Below are 20,581 nucleotides of genomic sequence, written 5' to 3' on the forward strand. Positions count from 1 at the left end.
ATGATAAGAAAATCTATTTCAGAACTTCTCGGCACATTTGCCCTGGTCTTTTGCGGAACGGGGGCAATGGTTATTGACAAAGAGACCGGCGGCGGCGTTTCACACGTAGGTGTTGCCATTACCTTTGGCCTCATTGTAATGGCGATGATTTATTCACTAGGAGAAATTTCCGGAGCACATTTGAACCCAGCCGTCAGCATAGCCTTCACACTTGCCGGGCGTCTGCCGGTGAAAGCGCTGGGATATTACATAGTCAGCCAGATCTTTGGAGCATTTCTGGCAAGCATGACGCTGAAACTCCTCTTCCCTTCCAACGAGCTGCTGGGAGCCACACTCCCTGCCGGGGCAGCCCTGCAATCATTCGCACTGGAATTCATCCTGACCTACTTTTTGATGCTAGTCATCATCAATGTAGCTACAGGATCGAAAGAACAAGGACTATTTGCGGGTATTGCCATAGGGTCTGTCGTCTTGCTGGAAGCCATGTTCGCAGGCCCGATTTGCGGTGCATCCATGAACCCGGCCCGATCCCTGGCTCCCGCAGTGGTATCGGGACACACAGAAGCGCTGTGGGTTTACCTGATCGCACCAGTCGCCGGCGCTGCCTCAGTAATCCCCACCTGGAAATATTTAAACCACAAAGGCTAACGCGCTATGAATATCCAGCAGGCTACGCTCCCTCAAAATGAAAAAATCGTTATCCTGAATTTCTTTAATGTTCCCAAAGTAAAATAAACAGCAAATTGCTATCAATCAAAATCGTCGCACAATGAAAATCGCCCTGTTTTCCGACATACACGCCAACCTCCCGGCCCTCGAAGCATTCTTTAAAGACGTAGAACAGCAGAAGCCCGATGCCATCTACTGTCTTGGCGACCTGGTCGGTTATAATATCTGGCCCAACGAAGTCATTAATGAAATACGCAAGCGCGGTATCCCCACCATCGCCGGCAACTATGACTTTGGTATCGGCCGCACCAGCGATGACTGCGGCTGCGCATACAAGACCGATGACGAAAAAGCCAACGGCGCCGTCTCCATTTCCTTTACCAACGAGATCGTCAAACCAGAGGAACGCGCCTACCTCCGTACGCTATCCGCGCATATCAAGGTCGAATTTCAATTGAACAACGACAAGCTCAACCTCCTCCTGGTCCACGGTAGTCCCCGCCGGATCAACGAATACCTGTTTGAAGACCGGGAAGAAAAAAGCCTTCTCCGTATCATGCACGATGCAGATGCCGATATTATGTGTTTCGGCCACACCCATAAGCCGTACCATCGAACACTCAACGATGGCATCGACGGTCAGGACCATTTCCGTCACGCCGTCAACATCGGCTCCGTCGGCAAACCCAAGGACGGCAACCCCCAAGGTGGTTATGTCCTGCTCCATATCAACGACCATAGCAGCATAAAAGACAAAGACAGCATCCAGGTAGATTTCGTCCGTTTTAACTATGACATTGAAAAAGCAGCCAGGGCTGTAGAGGACAGCCGCCTACCCAATGCCTATGCCGAATCCCTGCGGAAAGGAGTATAACCTATACCGGCAATCATCCAATACCACTGCCATGCAACCCTTTATCGACTATCGATTTTCCAAAGAACATACCTGGGTCAAACCCAAAGGCGAGGCCGACGCCCTCGTCGGCATCACGCCCTTTGCCCAGGAGCAACTGGGCGGGATCGTTTACGCCGATCTTCCTGCTATCGGCGCCACCTTTAAAAAGGACGAGGTCTTTGGCAGCATCGAAGCCCTCAAAACCACCTCCGACCTGTTCATGCCCGTTAGCGGCACCATCCTTGCCATCAACACCCGGCTCAATGACGAGCCCAACCTGGTCAATGACGATGCCCTAGGCGAAGGCTGGCTGATTCGTATCCAGCCGACACTGCCCGAGGAACTGGATACCCTGCTCGATCAAACCAGCTATGACCAAATCATCACCCATTAAATACCATTTTCCAGCGACACATGAAAATTGCCCTCTTCAGCGACATACACGCCAACCTCCCTGCCCTGCATTCCTTCTTCAACAGCATCGACACCCCAAAGCCAGACGCCATTTACTGCCTCGGCGATCTTGTCGGCTACCATATCTGGCCCAATCAAGTCATCGCCGCCATCCGTCGCCGCGGTATCGCCACCCTCGCCGGCAACCACGACGCCAAAGTCGCCCGCCTCTCTGAAGCTGAGCGTACCGCCACATCGGGTAAAAATTACGCCTACAGCCTCATCGGCCCCGACGAACGCACCTATCTGGCTTCCCTACCCGCGCAATTCCGCATCGAATTCCAATTACCCCAGGGACCGCTCACCCTTCTCCTTGTCCACGGCAGCCCCGCCAGCAACGATGAATACCTCCTGCAAGACAAACCGGAGGCCGATTTTCTCAACGTCTTCCAAAAGGCCAACGCCGATATTCTTTGTTTCGGCCATTCCCATAAACCCTATTACCGCACCCTAAAAGACGGTGACCGCTATCGGCACGCCATCAACACCGGCTCCATCGGCAAGCCCAAAGACGGCAACCCCCAGGGCGGCTACGTGTTGCTGCATATCAATGCCGACTCCAATACTACCAACCCCGACAGCCTCCGCGTCGAATTTATTCGTTTCGACTATGACGTCGAACTATCCGCCAGCGCTCTAGAAGGCAGTCCACTCCCGGCAGAATTCGCCGATATGCTTCGCAAAGCCTATTAGCTGTAAATTTGACAACATAAAGAACCCAGCCATGACCATCACCGCCCTGCTCCAGGCAACCGGAAATGCCAGTTTTCAGACCAACGCCCCCTCCATGGAGGAATGGGACACGGCTCACATGGCACACAGCCGCCTCGTCGCTTTCGACGGCGACCCCGCTCGTCATAGTCAAGGCATCGGCAAAGCCCTCCTACAGGCGCTCGTCACCGAAAGCGAAGCAAACGGCCTCTGGCCCCATCCCCCGTTCTGGAAAAGAAAACAGTAGTCATCTCCTAAAATCCACTCCCGGAAATAAAAATATATTATCTATAAAAAGGTTCGAAAGTTGTCCCCTTCTCCCTGCAGCGCGCTAGCTCAATTCCCGCAGCCAAAGGCTGCGGGTTTTTCATTTCCCCGAATTAGGATAATTGATCCCAGGTCCAAAAAAACACTCGTACGAGCTGATCTTACCGTCTTTCAACACAAAATAATCGCAGTTCCGGAAAAATTTGCCGGCTGTATTATAACCATTGGCGATGACAAAGACAACATCTCCGTTCATGATGAGTTGTCGGATGTCGACTGATTTGATGTTGCCCGCATTGGGCCAGCACCTTTCTTTGACGGCATTGATATTGATGTGATCGTCGAGCGGGCTGGAGAAAGTGAACCCGTCAGCAAGAATTTTCGTCATCAAATTCCAATCCCGTATCTGCCAGGCGGTATACCATGCTTTGACAATTTTTCCATTGGGTGTATTGTCGAGCCCGGCGGTCTTGCCCGTAATCGTCTGGGCAAATCCTGCCTGGCCGGACAGGATAACCCCTGCCAAAAGAAGGTTGCCAAGGAGATGCGTCATTTTCATGATGTTCATTTTATCAAAGACAATTTTAGAAGCTGTTTTCCGGACATCGGGTGGTAAATTATTTTTGCCGTTGGCAGATCGCTGTGGGCGGAAGTAACCACCCTCCTGCTATGAAGCTTAATTAAGCACCGCCGGTAATATAAACTCCTCCATCATCCGATCCTCCTGCACATGCGCATAAGGCAGCCCGTAAGCCGTCGCCATCAACACCACCACCAACGGCTGGTCCGTAAAGATGAAAATTTTGTTACCGCCATTGCCCGCGCAATACCACGTCTCGTATGCCTTGTCCCCGACGTGGTATTTCTTGTTCCAGAAGAGATAGCCATAATACTCATCCGGCCGGTTGGGCAAGGCTTTGTATTTCGTAAAGGTCTTGGCGACCCATTCCGCCGGTATGATCTGCTGGCCGTTCCAAACGCCATTGTTCTTATACAGCTGACCGAATTTGGCGAAATCCAACGCCTTTAGCCGGATGCCGCCCGCCGTATTGGCGACATGCTGGGGGGTGTATGGCCATTGATAGTCCCGGATCCCGAGGGGAGAAAACAGCCGGAGGTCCGCGTAGGCCTCCAGCCCTCCCTGTACACTTTTATTTAAAATGTCTCCCATCAGCATGGCCCCTGCTGTAAAATAATGCCAGCGGTCCCTTGGGCGGGTAACACTGACCGGCAGATCCAGTGTGAATTTGACCCAATTATCCGTCGGATACATGTTTTCTTCATTACCTGGCGAATCGCCGTCGCTGTCATCACCGTCAAAGGCTGAAGACATCGTAAGCAAGTCCTTTAACCGTACTGTTTCCTTTTCCGGAGTATAGTTGGCGTAGTGGTGGAGGTCATAAAACTCCTGTAGCGTTTGATCCTCGCCCTTAAGATACCCCTCCCTTATCGCTATCCCCGTCATCGCGGACGCAAAAGACTTTCCCGCGGACCGTGGATCGTGCAGGCTATTCCGGTCTTCACCGTTGAAATATTCTTCGATCAGTAACTTCCCGTTTTTGATCACCACGATGCTGCTGATGTGCTTGAAGACGCCGGCTTCGACCCATCCCTTCAACTGTTTAAGCTTGTTTGTATCATAACCATCCTTGGAGATGCCGAACCCATCATAAGGTTGGAGGGGGGTGAGATGGACCCCCGACAGATCGATCTTTGGTTTTCGGTTGACGCTCACCGGCAGATCACCGGCGGCAATGAGTACACCCTCTTTCACCCCTGACGGCAGGAGCTCATAGGGACGAATCTCCAACCGTAGCAAGTGCGACCCTTCTGTCAGCGCACTGTCTCCCCCATGAATTAGGAAACGACCCCAAAAAAACTGACTCCACCATGTCCCTTCATGGTCATTGTCAATCAGGGGCTTGTTGATGGTCGTCTCGGTATCCTTGATCTGTGGGTACGGGGCGCCGAGGATATTGCTTTTGTAAACGAGTCTGTGGTCAATGTACAGGGAGAACTGGTAGCCGCCATGACGTGTCAGGCTATCCGCGGGCCAATCGGGCGCCAGCCGGTGCAGGCAGTTGGTCAATGAATTGCCCATAAAGACGGTCATGAAAAGATTACTCTTATTGGTCAGTACGTAGTGATGCAGGAAGTCGCCGGGCTTTAGTGCAGATAACGGGATGTCGCGGGATGTAAAGATAACCCGCCCAATATTGGCCTTATGGATGGCGTACCGGATCCCCTGGGTTTTTACCAGGTCGCCGGGGGACTGGGCGGAAAGGGGGGGTATCCAGAGCTGTATAACGATCAGCAGGGTCAGAAAACGCATGAGGTAAAGATTTACCGGCTAATCTAAGAGAAAGGGGCTGCCCAAAATAGAACATTTTTAACATCCGGCCCCGCCCGCCTGTTTGAGTAAGTTACGGTAATCCAAAGGGGTGATCTGCTGATAGGCTTTGAAGGAGCGGATATAGTGGCTTTGATCGGCGAACCCGCACTCCAGGGCAATATCCGTCAGCGAACGCCGCCGGTCCGGCAGCAAGGCTATGGAGCGCTGTACCTTGACCATCCTTAAGTAGTCGCCGAGATTTGTATGGAAGTGTTTGGGAAATTCCCTTGATAAATGCACGGGGTGAATATTCACTTCCCGGGCTATCCGCACCAGGTTCCAGTCATCTTTTCCGTCGTGCAGGAGCTCCCGCACACGTTTCACCCATGTGGGTCTGGAGCCATCCCGCTCTTCCCGGATCTGCCCCAACATCGCAAGGATTTGTGCCAGCAGGGCGTCCACACCCAACTGCCCCGCCGGACCTGCCAGCTTCATCTCCTTAAAGAGATTATACATCATCGTTTTTATCAGCGGGCTCGATACCCGGATGCTCCCTTCCTTCAGATTGGCGGGAATGTCCAGCCGTTCATACCAGCTATCCTGCAATTCCACGTGGAAGCCGCGGGTCGGGCGATCCGCGGCGATGTTGTAATGAGCGTCCTGCCAATTGTGAAATAACAGGTCCCCCGCCACACATTCATAGGTTTCTTTTTTATTAATCTCCCGCATGCCGCCCTCCAGCAGGAAGGTGAAATAGTCGTCTTTATGAAAATGCCAATCCACCCGCGGTGCCGAATATTCCGTATCCGTCAGCGTGATGCCGTCCATCTGGATAAGTTCGGTGGTGTTGCCGTAGAAGAATCCCCGTTCGCTACGATTCATGAACTTAATATACGATTTCATGGACAATAATGGCTATCTTATCCTTATGAAAAAGTCATTGTTTTTTTTGTTGACTGGTTTAGCCTGCTTTGCAGCCCATGCACAAAATGACAGCGCTTCCAGCTACACCTGGCGGGAGATCATGATACCTATGCGGGATGGCGTAAAATTGCATACGATTGTCTATACGCCAAAAAAACAAACCGAAAAGCTGCCCTTCGTGCTTATTCGTACACCTTACGGGGTAGGTACAGGCTATGCCCCGGACAAAAATGACTATATCAAAGATATGGCCGCCGATGGGTATATTTTTATTGCACAGGATATTCGCGGTCGTTATAAGTCGGAGGGGGGATTTGAAATGACCAGACCCAGCCGGAATAAAAAAGACCCCCAATCCATCGATGAAGCCAGTGATACCTATGATACCATCGACTGGCTCCTCAAGAATATTCCCGGCAATAACGGCAACGCGGGCATACTGGGTATATCCTATGACGGCTGGCTGGCGATCATCGCGGCGGCGGACCCGCATCCGGCGTTAAAAGCGGTATCCGAGCAGGCTACCCCTTATGACATGTTCACGAACGACGATTTTCATCATAACGGTGCTTTCCGGTTGAGTTACGGTTTTGAATATGCTGTACTGACCGAGGCGGCGAAGACCGATTCGTTGTACAATTTCGGCGAATATGACACATACGACTGGTACCTCAGGCTGGGCCCGTTGTCTAATATCAATAAAAAATACGCGCATGGCAGCCTGCCTACCTGGAACAACTTTATGATCCATCCCAATTATGATGACTACTGGCATGCGGAATCCTTGCGTTACCGGCTGGATTATCCCAAAGTGCCTATCCAACACGTCGGTGGCTGGTGGGATGAGGAAGATATGGTGGGGCCGCAGGAAGCGTATGCGCAATTGGAAAAAAAGGACACCAGCCACCGTAATTTTTTGGTGATTGGCCCATGGCTGCACGGACAATGGGGCGGCGATGAAGCAAATAACCTGGCGGCCATAAAATTCGGTCAGCCGACAGGAACCTATTTCAGACAGGAGATACAAGCGAAATGGTTTGCCTATTACCTAAAAGGAAAGGGCGATGGCAATTTTGCGGAAATGACCTCGTTTCAAACCGGCTCTAATGAATGGAAACACTACAATACATGGCCGCCGAAGGAAAGCACGATAAAAAAAATATACCTGCATGCCGATGGCAAGCTTTCCTTTGACAAACCTTCGGTCAATGAGCCTACTGCTTTTGACAGTTATCTATCCGATCCGGCCAAACCAGTCCCGTATCGGACAAGACCGGTTGAAGAAACATACGGCCAGAACTCTCACTGGTACTTCTGGCTCGCTGCTAACCAGCGTTTCGTCGATAACCGGCCGGATGTCGCCCATTGGCTGACCGATACCCTTACGGAAGATATTACGATTACAGGGGACGTTATCGCCAACATATTTGCTTCCACCAGCGGTACTGACGCCGATTGGGTGGTGAAGTTGATTGATGTTTACCCGAATGTTGATCACCAGGAGCTGTCCATGTCAGGCTATGAATTAATGATCAATGCGGATATACTAAGGGCACGTTTCCGACATGGTTTCAGTACGCCCGAACCCCTGACACCAGGAAAAATTGAGGCGTATACCCTTGACCTGCACGGCGCCGACCATGTGTTTAAAAAAGGGCATCGTATCATGGTGCAGGTGCAAAGTACCTGGTTCCCGGTCTACGACCGTAACCCGCAAAAATATGTGCCCAACATTTACGAGGCGAAGGAAAGCGATTATCAGACGGCGACGCAAAAAATCTATCACACCGCGGTGTTCCCAAGCTGTATCGAACTCCCTGTCGTTCAGTTGTAAGGATGAATTATTTCGCCACCTCAATCTTCACCTTCTTATTCTTCAGCTTCTCATTCTTGATCAGCTGTAACGTATGAGGTACGTTGGTTTTCCGAATAGCCACGTAACTGAAAAAGTCTTTTACTTCAATAAGCCCGATGTCTTCTTTCTTCAGTTGCCCTTTGTTGGTGAAAAACCCCACTATATCCACTTTGTTGACCTTGTCTTTTTTACCGGCGGAAATATACAACGTGGTCCATTGAGGTTTGCCCGGTAGCGTAAACTCGGCGGGGAGCTCGATGGTCTCGGGCTGACCGGGGATATAGGAGGGTAGACTTTCCTCGGGGGACAGGAGGAAAATGGCGGTTCCACTGGCATCCACCCGGGCCGTTCTGCCGTTGCGATGGGTATATACGTCTTCTGTTGTGGGAAGATGGTAATGGATGATGTACCGGATATTCGGCACATCCAGTCCCCTTGCAGCAAGATCGGTCGTGACCAGAATAGGGGAGCTGCCATTGCGGAACTTTGCCAGAGCGCTGTCCCGCTCCGGTTGTTCCAGCGCCCCATGGTAAAAAACATTCGCAACGCCTTTTTCCCTTAACAGTGTACTGACGCGTTCGACGGACTCGCGGTGATTGCAAAAGACAACCGTCGACCTGTTCCCCAGCCGGCAGACGAGCCGGAACAGGGTGTCTATCTTATCATTGTCCGGACTGAATACCTGCTGAAGGGCAAGCCGTTCGCTCTTTTCGCCGGATAGGAAATCCAGGGTCCGTGCGGACCGCAGCCCGACAAAATCGGGGATGTCGGTTGCCGTCGTCGCCGAGGTGAGGATTCTTTTGTTCAGTGACGGCAACGATCCAATTATAAAGGACATCTCTTCCTGGAAGCCCAGCTCCAGGGATTTGTCAAATTCGTCAAGAACGAGGGTTTTGATCTTTCCGGTGTGAATGTTGCCTCGGCGGATGTGATCGGCCAAACGGCCGGGGGTACCCACAATAAAAGCCGGGGCTTCCTTCAAATTATTTTCTTCCGTTTCCCTAAGGTGGCCACCGTAGCAGCACGTGACTTTAAAGCCGGTACCCATAGTTTTGAATACCTGCTCTATCTGGATGGCGAGTTCCCGCGAAGGAACGATGACAAGGGCCTGGGTGCCGGCCGTCTTTTCGTCCATGAAAGAGAGTACGGGCAAAAGAAAGGCCACCGTCTTCCCCGATCCGGTATCGGAAAGCAATACAAGGTCTCCGTCCTGTGTCGACGCGTCGAGCGCCAGGGTCTGCAGTTCGTTCAATTCATTGATCCTCAGGTGGGATAGCATTTTGTCAATGCGCTCGGGGGGTAGTAACATCCGGCAAAAGTACGACCTCAGCCGTGTATTGAGTGAAATGGTTCGTTGGTTGAATAGCATGTCCGCTGAACCGGGGATACCGGAGATTCGTGACATGAAACATCTAAAAAAGGCCGCTGTCTTCCTTCTGCTCGCGTTCACGGTAACGCCTACCTTTTCCCAATCTACATTGCTGGCCGGCACCTGGCGCCTCACGGCCGCCGACAAAATCCTGCCGGATGGGAGCCGGGTGGCCGACTTTGGGGAAGCTCCCCGCGGCATCGCCATTTTTACTGCGGACGGCCATTACGTGGTGGAAATATTTCAGACAGACGGCAAAGATACTGTTCAGAATATCAGCTGTCATTTTGGAACCTATACCGTCGACCCATCAAAAGGCACTATTACCTTTCATATAGACCGGGCTTCCCATGCTGCCTGGGATGGGACTACCAGCGTCAGAGCCTTCACCCTTGAAGGAGATCAATTGACCTGGCGGGTTCAGCCCCGTCCGGATGGATCTATCCCGGTTTCCGTTTTTAGCCGGATGTGAATTCTTGATCCAGATCAACCCCATTTCTTAATCCAAGTCATTGGCCCCCCCTCCCCCCGCATGGTAGATTTGTAAAAAAATCAATCATGTCCACCTCAAATGCAAAAGTAGCCGTCATCGGCCTTGGTAACATCGGAAGCATCGTCGCCACCAACCTCGTAAAAGGCCATCGGGCCGTCATTGTCGCCGACAGAAATATAGAGAAAGCACACGAGCTGGCCCAACGCCTGGGAAGCCTGGCCCAGCCGATGGACATCCCGGCCGCCATAAAGGAAGCCGGCATCGTCGTAGTGGCCGTATGGTTCGATGCGATCAAGGAACTGCTGAAAACGTACGCTACCGGACTGCAAGGGAAAATTATCGTTGATCCCTCCAATCCCATTGCCCCGGACGGCAAGGGCGGTTTTAAAAAGACGATTGGTGAAAAGGAATCCGCCGGAGAAATCCTCTCCACCCTGCTCCCCAAAAATGCGAAGCTGGCCAAGGCATTGGGTACACTGGGTGCGGGATCCCTTCAAAACGCAGCCTTTCACACACCCGAGCAAGTCGTGTTGTTTTATGCGACAGACGATGAAAGCATCAATACGGTCATCGAAACGCTGATCCGCGACAATGGTTTTGAACCGGTCCGCGTAGGGGGCTTAGATCAATCCATCCGCATTGAAGTATTTGGCGACCTGCATGAGTTTGGCGCGCTGGGTAAAACGGTGACCAAAGCCGAAGTTGAAAAGACACTACTCGTTTCTTAAGTTCCTCGCCGGATTGCTCCACGCCGCCCTTAGGGAATGGTACAGGACCGTACCCATCGCAATGACGACAATCATTGCGATCGGCGTTACAACGAACCACCACCCGATGGAAATGTGAAAGGCGTAGTCGTTCAGCCAATTCCTCAATACATAATAGGCGACAGGGATCGCGGCCAAAGCGGCGATGAGGATCAGCTTGAGGTAATCTTTGGTGAGGAGTTGGGTTATTTGATATACCGTTGCGCCTAATATCCTTCTGACGCTGATTTCTTTGGCGCGTTTGGATACGGTGTAGAGGGACAAACCAAATAAACCCAGGCTGGAGACGACGATGGCCAACACGGTGAACAACCATAAAACGGTGGAGAATAAACGGTCGCTTTTGTACTGATTGTTATAGACATCGTCCAAAAAGTCGTAGCTGAAAGGGCTGTCCGGAAATGCGGCCATCCATTTTTGCCGGACGAATTCAATGAGCTTCGTCGGATCGGATGTGCTGATCTTTACGGAATAGTCATGCATGTTGTAGGGCGGCCTCGTGTAATAAACAATCGGCTCAATATCGTTCTGCAGCGATTTCTGGTGATAATCTTTGATGACCCCTATGATGGTGTAGACGTCGTGGTCGTCCGTTATTTTTTCGCCGATGGCGGCGGCATCGCTGGCAAATCCCAAGACCTTCGCCGCTGTCTGGTTCAGAATGATATTTGCCTCTTCTCCCGGGTGTCCGGCGGAGAAATTTCTGCCGGCCAGTAGATTCAGTGTATAATTCCCGATAAACTTATCGTCAATTTCATATCCCCGGCAACGTTTTTCTTCTTTGGCATGAAGGGCATGCATAAATGAGGCCCCTCCGACTTCCGAGCCTGGAGACGAATTGGATAAAGTAATGGATTGAATGCCGGGATAGGCCTCCAGGTCATGGACAAAAGAAGTGATCGCGGTCGACCGGCTGCTGTCCAGGTCGATGGCCTGATGAAGGACCATCGTTTGCTGAATATTGATGCCAAGATCCGCGTTGCTCATAAAGTGCAGTTGCTTGTAAAAGCCGATCGCCCCGGCAATTAAAATGATGGCGGCAAAGAATTGAACCACGACCAGGGATCTCCGGAAATTGCTTTTGGTCATCGTACCCGGAGTGGTTTGCTTCAGGGCTTGTAACGGAGAAAAAGAGGATAAAATAAAGGAGGGGTAAGCGCCCGCCAGGATGGCGCCGGAAAAAAATACGACGCTGATGAGCACCGAAAAGGACAGATATGGGATGGCCAGGTCGGCAGCGTTTAACCCGACAAGACGGCCAAAGTAGGGGAGCAATACTTTATACATAGTGACGCCCGCCAGGATGGCCAGGAAGTTGACGAGTAGTGATTCCGCAAGAAACTGTCTGACCAGTTGCGGCATCCCCGCCCCGATGACTTTCCGGACACCTACCTCTTTAGCCCTGTCCAATGCCCGGGCCGTGGACAGATTGATGTAATTGATCCAGGCGATGAATAAAATGAAAAAAGCGGCAATGCCAAGGTATTTCAGGTAGGTAAGGTTCCCATTGCCGGGCATTTCGTATTCATATTTCGAGTGAAGATGAATGTCTTTGAGCGGTTGTACATCGAAAGTGACCACAAAACCCTGTTGCTTCATCATATCGCCCATGTACCGTTCGGCAAAAGCGGGGAGTTTTGCCCTTAAGGCCTTGACATCCGCCCCCGGCTTGAGGAGTATGTAGGTATAAAAGTCAGCCCAGCCCCAATTGTTTTGCGCATCTCTGCCCTCCGCCTTGACCAACTGAATGTACCTATCGTAATTGCAAAGAATATGAAAGCTCAGGTGGGCATTTGCGGGCATGTCCCTGACCACCGCCTTTACGATATAACTCTCATTCCCATAGACCAGTGCCTTGCCGATCGGGTCGGCGTCGCCGAAATATTTTTTTGCAGTGCTTTCGGTGATCACCGCGTCGTTCAGGTCTGCAAGCGCGGTTTGAGGATTCCCTTTTACAAACGTGTAGGTAAATAGTTTGAATACGGCAGGGTCGACATAAAATAGCTGGCCACCCTCCGAAAATTTATTGGTTCCATACTTTACGATACCCCACACCATCCGAAAACGGACGGCCTCTTCCACCTCCGGGAAATCCCTTTTGAAGGCGGGTGCCAGCGCCGCGAACGTAAAGGCAAATTTTTGACCTTCCCCCCCTTTTTCCGTGATTTCCATGGGTACCCGGTACAGCCGGTCCTTCTGGACGTTGAAGTCGTCGTAGCTGTATTCAAAGTGCAGGTAACTGATGATGAGCAAAAAGGCCGTGATGCCTATGGCCAACCCTGAAATGTTGATCACAGAGAAGGCTTTGTTCTTCAGCAGGTTTCTCCAGGCGGTTGTAAGGTAATTGTGCCACATCTGCGAACAGAAACATAATCCGCACCAGACATATAAAACATTCAGGGAGAATATATTATAAAATTATCAACAGTGAGGTGTGTCCGGTTCCACGCTAAAATGTGTCCGCTTTCGATACAGGCTCTTTTATAAAATCAGCCCTCACCTTGCTGTCCCGAAGTTGCTTCTGCAACGCCGCAAACGTCTGGAGCGGCCCCTTGGTGACAAACAGGTTCACCAGCCAGGCGGGGAGGTTTCCGCCGGGATCTGTCCGCAGGATATAATCGATGGCCACCACACCGCCCCCCAGCGGGGTGAGCACCCAATGCCCTTCACCGGTGGGGACGCGCACGATGCCCTGTTTCGGAGGCATATAGGTGGGTAAAGTCGGTCCGTCGATGGTGACGACCGATGTCTGTGGGTCCTGTGACACCGTCAGGTGCGCGATGAAGTCCCGGTTATTGACCGGCCAGGGTAGTTCGATTACTGAATAATAAAATAATTCCGAGGGGGATACCTGCCGGAGCAGGACGGCGGATTTGGTGCCGTACACCCATTGCCTGGCGGTATTGACATCGAGGATGACCGCAACAAGCCGGGATAGCGTGGTATTGACCCGGCATTTGACCCGGATCGCCTTGAACTTGGAATCCGGGAACGTGCGGGTATAGATAGATATGCCTTCGTGCTGGTCGTGCAGGACCCAATCTTTCTGCGCGAAGGCTGTTCCACTTAAGAGGACAAATAAAACGGAAAGTTTTAGCATGGCTGAGGGACAAAGGTACGTCACCCGTTCTCAATCCGCGCGTTCTGTTGTTCGGTATGTATTGTCCGGGTCTCGGCGCTGCTTTTGCCAAAGCGGTAGGTGAACGTCAGGCTGGCCCTGGCGCTATAGGTGACCCGTTGAAAGTCGAGGAGCAGGTCATCGCTGACCCTGAAAAATCGCCATTTACGGCTGTTGAAGATGTCGCGGCCATTCAGCGAAAGGCTGGCTTTTTTATGCCAGAAATCATATTTGGCGGCCGCGTCGACGCCAAAAGCCGGGCGGTACCTGTCCTGGATGATCAATTCGGGGGCCCTATAGTCGGTCCTCACCTGAAAGGTCAGGTGAGGAGGCAGCGTAATGTTGTTGGTCACGTTCAGGTTCCAGCTCAAGCCATGCGTGGGGGTGATGCCCAAAGCCGAATCCCCGGCATTGATCCGCTCAAACACGTTGACGTTGGCGGTGAAGTCCCAAATTTTGACCGGATGGAAATTGCCGATGAGTTCCAGGCCGGTGTTGATGGCCCAGGGCAGATTGTCGGCGACGGTCATGGTCACATCATTCACCGGTGTGGTCTGTACGTGTTTGATCACGTCATTGACCTGGGTGAAGTATGCCCCGGTGGTTAACGGGCCCTGGGTATAGGTCAGCTCTGCCAGGTGAATGCTCTCCGGCAGGAGGTGCAGGTTGCCGGCGTCATAATTCACGGGGTCCGAGATATCCCAGAAAGGATTGAGCTCGCCCGGGGTGGGCCGGTTGACCCGCCGGGAATAGCTCAGCTGGAGCTGCCGGTTCCCCTTCAGCTTTTGGGTCAACACCAGGCTGGGATAAAGCCCCTGGGTATGTACGGTAACCGGTTCCGTGACCAACTGGCCGGTCGAGTCGAAACTTTGAAGATGGGCGTTGAACCGGCCGAGTTCGCCTCTCAGGCCTACCTGGAAGGAGAACGTCTTGATTTGCCGGCTGTACGTGATATAAACAGCGTGCACCTGGTCCGTGCTTTTGAAAGAATTGATAAAGCTGTAGTCAGGATCATACTTGCCACTGATATGGTCGAGGTTGTAATCCCATTCCTGGTTGTCGGTTGTGCTGATCTGGCTGCGCAAGCCTGTCTCCAGGGGACCGTCTTTATAATCCAACTGAATGTTGTAGTACCTGCTGCGGCCCACCTTACTGTCCTTTATAACAGAGGTTGAATCCACGGCATTCCCATCGATGTTGTAAATATCGGTGTTGTATAGTTGCAACTGGTTGGTGTAGCCATGCGCATAGTCGGCATCAAAGGACAGCTCCCTTTGCGGCCGGCGGAAGGAATGGGTGTAGTCGACCGTCAACTCATAGCTGTTGCCATTGCCCGTCGTGGCATTGTAGCGGGTGCTGAGCAGCGCCGGCGAATCGTTTGCCATCAGGTTGTTGACCGTCAGCCATTCGTTGCGCACTTTGGAATAGGCGTCGTAGGCGCCGGATATACTGAGTCCATGAAAACTCAGCCCCGCCTTCGCAGAATGGAGGTCCGTAATCGTGGTGGAGGGAAAGGTTTCATCGCTGTAATAAGCCGGGCTGGGGGTCAGCAGGTAGGTCATATTCTGGTATCCGTTGCTGTAGGTGTTCCGGTGTTGATAGCTATAGTTGCCGTACCAATTGATCGTGCCGTTCCGGTCGTTGAAGGACGCCGCCGCGTTATAATTATCCCTCGTACCCCCGGTGACCGCAACAGAGCCGTTTGACCCGGCCGCCGTATTCTTCTTCAGAACAATATTGATGATGGCTTGCCCTGAAGCGTCGTATTTGGCGGAAGGGTTGGTGATGATTTCCACCCGGTCGATGGAACTGGCCGGGATGGATTGCAGCACCTGGACGATGCTCCCTCCGCCGATCACGGAACGCTTGCCGTCCACGAGCACCACCAGGTCGGTCGCTCCCCGCAGGCTCACATTGCCGTTCGCGTCCACCTGGAGGGTGGGAATGTTTTGCAGGAGGTCGGCGGCGGTTCCGCCAAGGCTGACGAGGCTTTGGTTGACGGCAAAGACTTTTTTGTCCGGCCCGATGCGGAGGGTCGGTGACCGGGCGGTGACCGTGATGTCGGCCAGCATCTTTCCAGCGGGGACCATGACCAGGTCGCCAAGGTCGTTGGTACTGTTTTCAGGCGTAAAATCAATACCGTCCCTGGTGATCGGTTGGTAACCGACGTGGGTGATGGTGCAGGTAAACTGACCGAAAGGGATCTCCATGACGAAAAACCTGCCGGAGGAATCCGTATCGATGATTTTTGCCGTGTCTTTGGCATACCGGTTCACCAATACCACGGTCGTCGATGCCAGCGGCCGGTGTTGCTCGTCCGTGACGCGGCCTTCCAGCAGGCCTGCGCTTTGTGCCAGCAGGGTAGGGGCGGTGCCCATCGACAAGGCGATGATCAAAAGCCATTTTCGCATATTTTTTTTCACAAAAAAATACCGGTTTGTCCCCGCCGGAAAATTTGTTCAACCCGGTGGGTATCAGGCTAAATAATCGCCCGAAAAGACCTTTATTGAGGAAAAAGGGAGGTTTGTTGAGTGCATGCCGTGCGCCAGCCGGAAATCGGGTATTTTGCAGCACGTATGGACAAAGGGAGACTTTTGAGGCTGCAATACCTGGTGTGGGCCACTATATTTTTGATCAGCTATTTTGCGATGATAACCGACGACGGCCCCCTACGGTCGGCGGGTTTTGCCATCCGGGATACCTGTTTCTATGCCCTGATCGTGTACGGCAACATCCGCTTCCTGTACCCGCGATTCTATCAAAAAAAACAATATGTGCTGTATATAGCCGGATCGGTCCTGTTGCTGGTGCTGGCCGGCGCCGGCAAGGTCTATCTCTCGTTGGCCCTTCACAGCAAAGTGTATTTGACCGCCCCCCGGTGGCTGGACGCGGAAACATACTTTACGTTGATCTTTTCGGGCATATCGGTTTTTGTGCTGAGCTTTGTCTTCCGGCTGGCCATTGCTTATTTTATGATCAAACAGGCCTCGGAAGAAGCGATGCTGAAGTTGCTGAGGGCGCAGGTCCAGCCCCATTTCCTCTTCAATACCCTGAACAACATGTATTATGAGGCCTTCCTGGACTCGCCCCGGACGGCACTGTTGATCGAAAGGCTGTCGGAGATCATGCGGTATTTTGTCGATCAGAGCAACCAGGAAACCGTACCGCTGGCCACGGAGGTACAGTTCCTGGACAATTACATCGCGCTGGAGAAAATAAGGATCAGCCCGGAACCGGAGATCGGATTTGAAAGACACTATGACGCCTCCACACCGATCCCGCCGATGCTGCTGATGACTTTTGTGGAAAATATCTTTAAACACGGCATCGATAAGATCACCGGGCGCAACAAGATTACGATTTCCCTGATGCAGCAAAAAGGGTACCTTTATTTCAGCACAAAGAACACCATCAACCGGCACGTAGGACCTCAGGTGACGGGTGGCCTGGGTTTGGCCAACCTTCGCAAACGGTTGTCCATCCTGTATGGCGGCAATTTTCACATGGAGACGGCGAGTGACGGTCAGTATTTCACGGCAACCCTAAAAGTACCACTCGCATGAACCTACGGTGCATGATCGTTGATGACGAACCCAATGCGGTCAACCTGCTGGAAGTGCTGATCGGGCAAAGCACGCCCTGGCAATTGGTGGCCAGGTGCCACAATGCGTTAGAGGCCATCGGGTTTCTAAAAAACAACAGCGTCGATCTCCTTTTCCTTGATATCAATATGCCTTTGCTCAGCGGGATGGAGCTGGCCGGCCTTTTGTCCGGGGACACGGCGATCGTTTTTACAACCGCCCACTCCGAACATGCCGCGGAGAGTTATTCCTTCAACACCATCGACTACCTGTTAAAACCCATCACGCTAAAGCGGTTTTTAGCCGCCACCAAAAAGGTGGAGGCGTATTTCCTGCCGCGCATGCCCGCGGGCGACAAACCGGCGGAACCGGGTCATGAATACTTCTTTGTCAAATCGGGTACCGAGCTTCGAAAGATCCTTTTGCCCGAGATCCTTTTTTTTGAAAGCCGGAAGGAATACGTGCGGGTCGTGACCCAAACCTTCGAGGTGCTGACCTACCGGCGTTTAAAAGATATTGAAGCACAACTTCCCCTGCCCTTTGTCCGTGTGCATCATTCCTATATCGTCAATGTCAGGCAACTGACTAAAATCCAGGACAACCAGATCCACATCGGTGAGGTGCAGATTCCCATCGGCGAGAAATTCAGGGACGGGCTGATGGATATGGTCCGGCGAAAGACATTCTGACCCCCCTAGTCATTGACATACGCCCCCCCTTTGCCACCGCAGATGCCGCAGGTCTCCTCATGGCTGATGAAGGTGTTGTGTTCTCCGACGATGTTATTAACCGTTACGGTAATATGCCCCTTGCCTTGGCACGCCGTGCATATACTCCAGTGTGTCCCGGCTTCCGGCAAACCGCTCCCAAAGCGGCGATGGAGGGTGGTCAGGTCGCTGGCGGGGGGATGCCCGGTTTTGGTGAGCACCAGCACGCGATCGGGCAGCCCTTCTACCTGGTCGACGTCGATGAGGACCCCGCCGGCATAAAAGAAATTGGTGGAGAAACCGGCGTCCACGTTTAATCCTTTGACATCATACCCATCGCCGGACTGGTGAAACTTCAGGAATTGGTACGTATCTATATTGTCTTTGGCGCTATAGTAGACGATTTCCCCCCAGCCTCTCCGGGAGGGATACATGTCGTAGAATTCCTTGGGCTTATCGTCTTTTAGTCCGCTGAGCTGCCAGTTGTCAAGCCGGAGCTGTACGCCCCATTCGTTGTACATCTGGTCGACAGGCAGGTCATGCTGATAACGCGAAAAGGGGTCGGAAGAGATCCTGGTGAAGGAGCAGCTTCCACCCGGGCCGGATAGGGAGAGGTTGTCCCCGCTGACCTGGAAGCGCATCCGGAAAGGCTTGCCACCGGCAATGACCAGGTACATGGTGTCTCCCAGTACCTTCCAGGAAAGGAATCGAACGTTCTCCGCGGTATTTCCGCTGTCATTTCTTGAAATACCAATCCCGTTGTCAAACAGCTCGATCAGGTGGTTGTGCAAGACCGGGCCCAGCGGCGTCTCTCCGGAAGGGTACCCGGGCCGCCAGCAGCCCACCAGTTGCCGGGCGAAGGCCCGGTAGGACGCCATGGCCGTCAGGCGCCTGGTGGGCAGCATCAGGGTCTTGGCGTCAAAATCGATGCCCATACAATTTGCACTCAAACGGAAAAGCAGGGAATCACCGGAGGTCGGAAACCCCGGGCCGATGACGATGCCGGCCGTTACGTCCGTATCCCGGGTCGAAAGGTCTATCTGGTATTGGTTCAGATAGGGCCCGAATGGACCCACCGGCACCGGGTTGCCCGGGGTAGGCAGCAGACCCAGGTCGATGTTGATCCGTTTGATGCGGCTGCCGGCCGTGTTCCGGAAGTGATAACCGACATAAAGGGTATCGGTGGCCGGCTGCCCCGGAACGATGGGTTTGTCCGCGCCGCTGTCACCGAAAACCAGGCCGTCGAGCTTGAGCTTGTCCCTGGTGATCAGCCGGCGTTCATATTCCTGCGGAATGGAAGCCGACAACCGGTTGGAATTGGACAGGACGTCCCTGTTGTCCGACACCAGCCAAAGCCTCATGGTGTCCTTGATGACGGCAAAGTGAAGCGTTCGGTCGCTGCCGAGGTTGTCCTTGGCCGTGGGTGGCGACATCACGGTGTCCTCCTCGTCATAGATAAAGTCCTTGCCGTCAAAATACCCCAGGATCATTTTTTTGGCGTGGTAAAGACGGGGATTGTCAAACGAGGTGGTGTCGTCCTTGGCCCTTATGCTAAAGGCGATGATCCCGGAATAGCTGTTTCTGTCGATCTGCTTCAGGTAAAATTCCTGGTAGATCACAAACGTCGGGAATAAAGTCAGGCCCTTCCACGTGCCGGAAAGGTCTGGAAGCGGCTGGTTGGTTTGACCCATGGACACCCATGGTGCCAGCAGGACGAGCGCGATGATCGTTGGTCTCATGAAGGATAAGCAATGAATCAAGATAGGCAATAGCGGGGGTAAGATGTATAATTTGACAAAAAAAATAATTTTGTCTACCTTTACGCCCTTATGACACCCACCCCGGATGAGTTAGCACAGGAGGAGATCCTCCAGGCAGCCCTGCACCTTTACCAGAAATTCGGCCCGGGCAAGGTAACCATGGATCTTGTCGCCACCGCCTCCGGCAGAAGCCGGACCTCTCTGTACTATTATTATAAGAACCGGGATGAGATCTACCAGGCGGTGATGGATAAAATTGCCGATGGAATGGCCGTCAACATGCGCCAGGCCGTAGCGGCCGCGGAGCCCCTGCCGGATAAGATCTATGCTTTTTGCTATGCGAAGATCAAAGCCTCGGAAGACTGGAAAAAGGTCCTGGGCGCCATGTGGGCCGCGATGACCGCCGAGGAGCAATCCAGGCATGGCCGGGTGATGACCGGCCTGCACCAAAAACTCATCTATCATGAAGGCCTGATCCTGAACGAGGTGCTGACGGAAGCGGCCCGGCGGGGCGAGATACGGGCGATCAGCCCCGGCGACCAGGACATGCTGGTCTTTCTCATATCCAGTGGTATCCGCGGGCTAAGACGGGAGGTCTACGAACTGGGTGATCCACACGATCTGAAAGCGGCGCTGCGGCTGCTGACGGATATGGTCGTGCATTGGGTCAAACCCTAAAT

The 20,581-nt window shown here is 52.8% G+C and carries 19 protein-coding genes; 11 read left to right on the forward strand and 8 right to left on the reverse strand.

The features are described from left to right. The 5 genes from EDB95_RS12615 (at position 1) to EDB95_RS12635 (ending at position 2,975) form a co-directional block, all read left to right on the forward strand. Complete coding sequence (locus EDB95_RS12615; protein ID WP_133994115.1) at positions 1-648, forward strand: aquaporin; 648 nt, start codon at positions 1-3, stop codon at positions 646-648. Between the two features lie 121 nt (positions 649-769). Continuing rightward, positions 770-1,543 carry a metallophosphoesterase family protein gene (locus EDB95_RS12620; RefSeq protein ID WP_133994117.1) on the forward strand — a complete coding sequence of 258 codons (774 nt, stop codon included), beginning with the start codon at positions 770-772 and terminating at the stop codon, positions 1,541-1,543. 31 nt (positions 1,544-1,574) lie between these two features. After that, on the forward strand, positions 1,575-1,958 hold the full coding sequence (gene gcvH, locus EDB95_RS12625; RefSeq protein WP_133994119.1) for a glycine cleavage system protein GcvH: 384 nt from the start codon (positions 1,575-1,577) through the stop codon (positions 1,956-1,958). Positions 1,959-1,978: 20 nt separating this feature from the next. Further along, positions 1,979-2,710: a metallophosphoesterase family protein gene (locus EDB95_RS12630; protein WP_133994121.1), complete on the forward strand. Its 732-nt coding sequence runs from the start codon at positions 1,979-1,981 to the stop codon at positions 2,708-2,710. 31 nt (positions 2,711-2,741) lie between these two features. Continuing rightward, a complete protein-coding gene (locus tag EDB95_RS12635) occupies positions 2,742-2,975 on the forward strand; it encodes a GNAT family N-acetyltransferase (RefSeq protein ID WP_133994123.1) in 234 nt (77 codons plus the stop codon). 120 nt (positions 2,976-3,095) lie between these two features. Here the strand turns inward: EDB95_RS12635 and EDB95_RS12640 are convergent, their stop codons facing one another. The 3 genes from EDB95_RS12640 to EDB95_RS12650 all read right to left on the reverse strand — a co-directional run bounded on the left by EDB95_RS12640 (position 3,096) and on the right by EDB95_RS12650 (position 6,209). Continuing rightward, entirely contained in the window at positions 3,096-3,554 is a 459-nt protein-coding gene (locus tag EDB95_RS12640) for a nuclear transport factor 2 family protein (RefSeq protein ID WP_162852577.1), read from the reverse strand. Positions 3,555-3,671: 117 nt separating this feature from the next. Further along, positions 3,672-5,327, reverse strand: a complete 1,656-nt coding sequence (locus EDB95_RS12645; protein ID WP_133994126.1) for a serine hydrolase domain-containing protein — start codon at positions 5,325-5,327, stop codon at positions 3,672-3,674. 57 nt (positions 5,328-5,384) lie between these two features. Further along, positions 5,385-6,209 carry a helix-turn-helix transcriptional regulator gene (locus tag EDB95_RS12650; RefSeq protein WP_133994128.1) on the reverse strand — a complete coding sequence of 275 codons (825 nt, stop codon included), beginning with the start codon at positions 6,207-6,209 and terminating at the stop codon, positions 5,385-5,387. Positions 6,210-6,255: 46 nt separating this feature from the next. Between EDB95_RS12650 and EDB95_RS12655 the strand changes: the two genes are divergently transcribed. Further along, positions 6,256-8,085 (forward strand): CocE/NonD family hydrolase, encoded by a 1,830-nt coding sequence (locus EDB95_RS12655; RefSeq protein WP_133994130.1) that lies wholly within the window; start codon positions 6,256-6,258, stop codon positions 8,083-8,085. Between the two features lie 7 nt (positions 8,086-8,092). Here EDB95_RS12655 and EDB95_RS12660 read toward each other — a convergent pair whose 3' ends face one another. Beyond that, positions 8,093-9,511, reverse strand: coding sequence for a DEAD/DEAH box helicase (locus EDB95_RS12660; protein ID WP_246073618.1), 1,419 nt, complete (start codon positions 9,509-9,511; stop codon positions 8,093-8,095). Here EDB95_RS12660 and EDB95_RS12665 point away from each other — a divergent pair. Then, positions 9,510-9,947, forward strand: a complete 438-nt coding sequence (locus EDB95_RS12665) for a lipocalin-like domain-containing protein (protein ID WP_133994132.1) — start codon at positions 9,510-9,512, stop codon at positions 9,945-9,947. The genes EDB95_RS12660 and EDB95_RS12665 overlap by 2 nt on opposite strands. An 86-nt stretch (positions 9,948-10,033) precedes the next feature. After that, positions 10,034-10,696: an NADPH-dependent F420 reductase gene (locus EDB95_RS12670; protein ID WP_133994134.1), complete on the forward strand. Its 663-nt coding sequence runs from the start codon at positions 10,034-10,036 to the stop codon at positions 10,694-10,696. On the opposite strand, the gene EDB95_RS12675 is transcribed toward EDB95_RS12670, so the two are convergent. From EDB95_RS12675 to EDB95_RS12685, 3 genes are all read right to left on the reverse strand, one after another. Beyond that, a complete protein-coding gene (locus EDB95_RS12675; protein WP_133994136.1) occupies positions 10,682-13,090 on the reverse strand; it encodes an ABC transporter permease in 2,409 nt (802 codons plus the stop codon). The genes EDB95_RS12670 and EDB95_RS12675 overlap by 15 nt on opposite strands. A 94-nt stretch (positions 13,091-13,184) precedes the next feature. Beyond that, positions 13,185-13,835, reverse strand: coding sequence for an START domain-containing protein (locus tag EDB95_RS12680; RefSeq protein WP_133994138.1), 651 nt, complete (start codon positions 13,833-13,835; stop codon positions 13,185-13,187). 20 nt (positions 13,836-13,855) lie between these two features. Beyond that, positions 13,856-16,264, reverse strand: a complete 2,409-nt coding sequence (locus EDB95_RS12685) for a TonB-dependent receptor (RefSeq protein WP_133994140.1) — start codon at positions 16,262-16,264, stop codon at positions 13,856-13,858. A 165-nt stretch (positions 16,265-16,429) separates the two neighbouring features. Here EDB95_RS12685 and EDB95_RS12690 point away from each other — a divergent pair, with 165 nt between their 5' ends. Next, positions 16,430-17,416, forward strand: a complete 987-nt coding sequence (locus EDB95_RS12690) for a sensor histidine kinase (RefSeq protein WP_133994142.1) — start codon at positions 16,430-16,432, stop codon at positions 17,414-17,416. Next, entirely contained in the window at positions 17,413-18,123 is a 711-nt protein-coding gene (locus EDB95_RS12695) for a LytR/AlgR family response regulator transcription factor (RefSeq protein WP_133994144.1), read from the forward strand. The genes EDB95_RS12690 and EDB95_RS12695 overlap by 4 nt, the downstream gene beginning before the upstream one ends. Positions 18,124-18,128: 5 nt before the next feature. On the opposite strand, the gene EDB95_RS12700 is transcribed toward EDB95_RS12695, so the two are convergent. Continuing rightward, positions 18,129-19,880, reverse strand: a complete 1,752-nt coding sequence (locus EDB95_RS12700) for a zinc finger-like domain-containing protein (RefSeq protein ID WP_133994146.1) — start codon at positions 19,878-19,880, stop codon at positions 18,129-18,131. Between the two features lie 90 nt (positions 19,881-19,970). Between EDB95_RS12700 and EDB95_RS12705 the strand changes: the two genes are divergently transcribed. Beyond that, positions 19,971-20,579 (forward strand): TetR family transcriptional regulator, encoded by a 609-nt coding sequence (locus EDB95_RS12705; protein WP_133994148.1) that lies wholly within the window; start codon positions 19,971-19,973, stop codon positions 20,577-20,579. The last annotated feature ends 2 nt before the right edge of the window (positions 20,580-20,581 follow it).

This window comes from Dinghuibacter silviterrae (assembly GCF_004366355.1).
Taxonomy (GTDB): Bacteria; Bacteroidota; Bacteroidia; order Chitinophagales; family Chitinophagaceae; genus Dinghuibacter; species Dinghuibacter silviterrae.

What these genes read in the sequence shown, in the direction of transcription:
- EDB95_RS12615 (WP_133994115.1), top strand. Translation starts at nt 1, where the DNA reads ATGATAAGAAAATCTATTTCAGAACTTCTCGGCACATTTGCCCTGGTC.
- EDB95_RS12620 (WP_133994117.1), top strand. Translation starts at nt 770, where the DNA reads ATGAAAATCGCCCTGTTTTCCGACATACACGCCAACCTCCCGGCCCTC.
- gcvH (WP_133994119.1), top strand. Translation starts at nt 1,575, where the DNA reads ATGCAACCCTTTATCGACTATCGATTTTCCAAAGAACATACCTGGGTC.
- EDB95_RS12630 (WP_133994121.1), top strand. Translation starts at nt 1,979, where the DNA reads ATGAAAATTGCCCTCTTCAGCGACATACACGCCAACCTCCCTGCCCTG.
- EDB95_RS12635 (WP_133994123.1), top strand. Translation starts at nt 2,742, where the DNA reads ATGACCATCACCGCCCTGCTCCAGGCAACCGGAAATGCCAGTTTTCAG.
- EDB95_RS12640 (WP_162852577.1), bottom strand. Translation starts at nt 3,554, where the DNA reads ATGAAAATGACGCATCTCCTTGGCAACCTTCTTTTGGCAGGGGTTATC.
- EDB95_RS12645 (WP_133994126.1), bottom strand. Translation starts at nt 5,327, where the DNA reads ATGCGTTTTCTGACCCTGCTGATCGTTATACAGCTCTGGATACCCCCC.
- EDB95_RS12650 (WP_133994128.1), bottom strand. Translation starts at nt 6,209, where the DNA reads ATGAATCGTAGCGAACGGGGATTCTTCTACGGCAACACCACCGAACTT.
- EDB95_RS12655 (WP_133994130.1), top strand. Translation starts at nt 6,256, where the DNA reads ATGAAAAAGTCATTGTTTTTTTTGTTGACTGGTTTAGCCTGCTTTGCA.
- EDB95_RS12665 (WP_133994132.1), top strand. Translation starts at nt 9,510, where the DNA reads ATGAAACATCTAAAAAAGGCCGCTGTCTTCCTTCTGCTCGCGTTCACG.
- EDB95_RS12660 (WP_246073618.1), bottom strand. Translation starts at nt 9,511, where the DNA reads ATGTCACGAATCTCCGGTATCCCCGGTTCAGCGGACATGCTATTCAAC.
- EDB95_RS12670 (WP_133994134.1), top strand. Translation starts at nt 10,034, where the DNA reads ATGTCCACCTCAAATGCAAAAGTAGCCGTCATCGGCCTTGGTAACATC.
- EDB95_RS12675 (WP_133994136.1), bottom strand. Translation starts at nt 13,090, where the DNA reads ATGTGGCACAATTACCTTACAACCGCCTGGAGAAACCTGCTGAAGAAC.
- EDB95_RS12680 (WP_133994138.1), bottom strand. Translation starts at nt 13,835, where the DNA reads ATGCTAAAACTTTCCGTTTTATTTGTCCTCTTAAGTGGAACAGCCTTC.
- EDB95_RS12685 (WP_133994140.1), bottom strand. Translation starts at nt 16,264, where the DNA reads ATGCGAAAATGGCTTTTGATCATCGCCTTGTCGATGGGCACCGCCCCT.
- EDB95_RS12690 (WP_133994142.1), top strand. Translation starts at nt 16,430, where the DNA reads ATGGACAAAGGGAGACTTTTGAGGCTGCAATACCTGGTGTGGGCCACT.
- EDB95_RS12695 (WP_133994144.1), top strand. Translation starts at nt 17,413, where the DNA reads ATGAACCTACGGTGCATGATCGTTGATGACGAACCCAATGCGGTCAAC.
- EDB95_RS12700 (WP_133994146.1), bottom strand. Translation starts at nt 19,880, where the DNA reads ATGAGACCAACGATCATCGCGCTCGTCCTGCTGGCACCATGGGTGTCC.
- EDB95_RS12705 (WP_133994148.1), top strand. Translation starts at nt 19,971, where the DNA reads ATGACACCCACCCCGGATGAGTTAGCACAGGAGGAGATCCTCCAGGCA.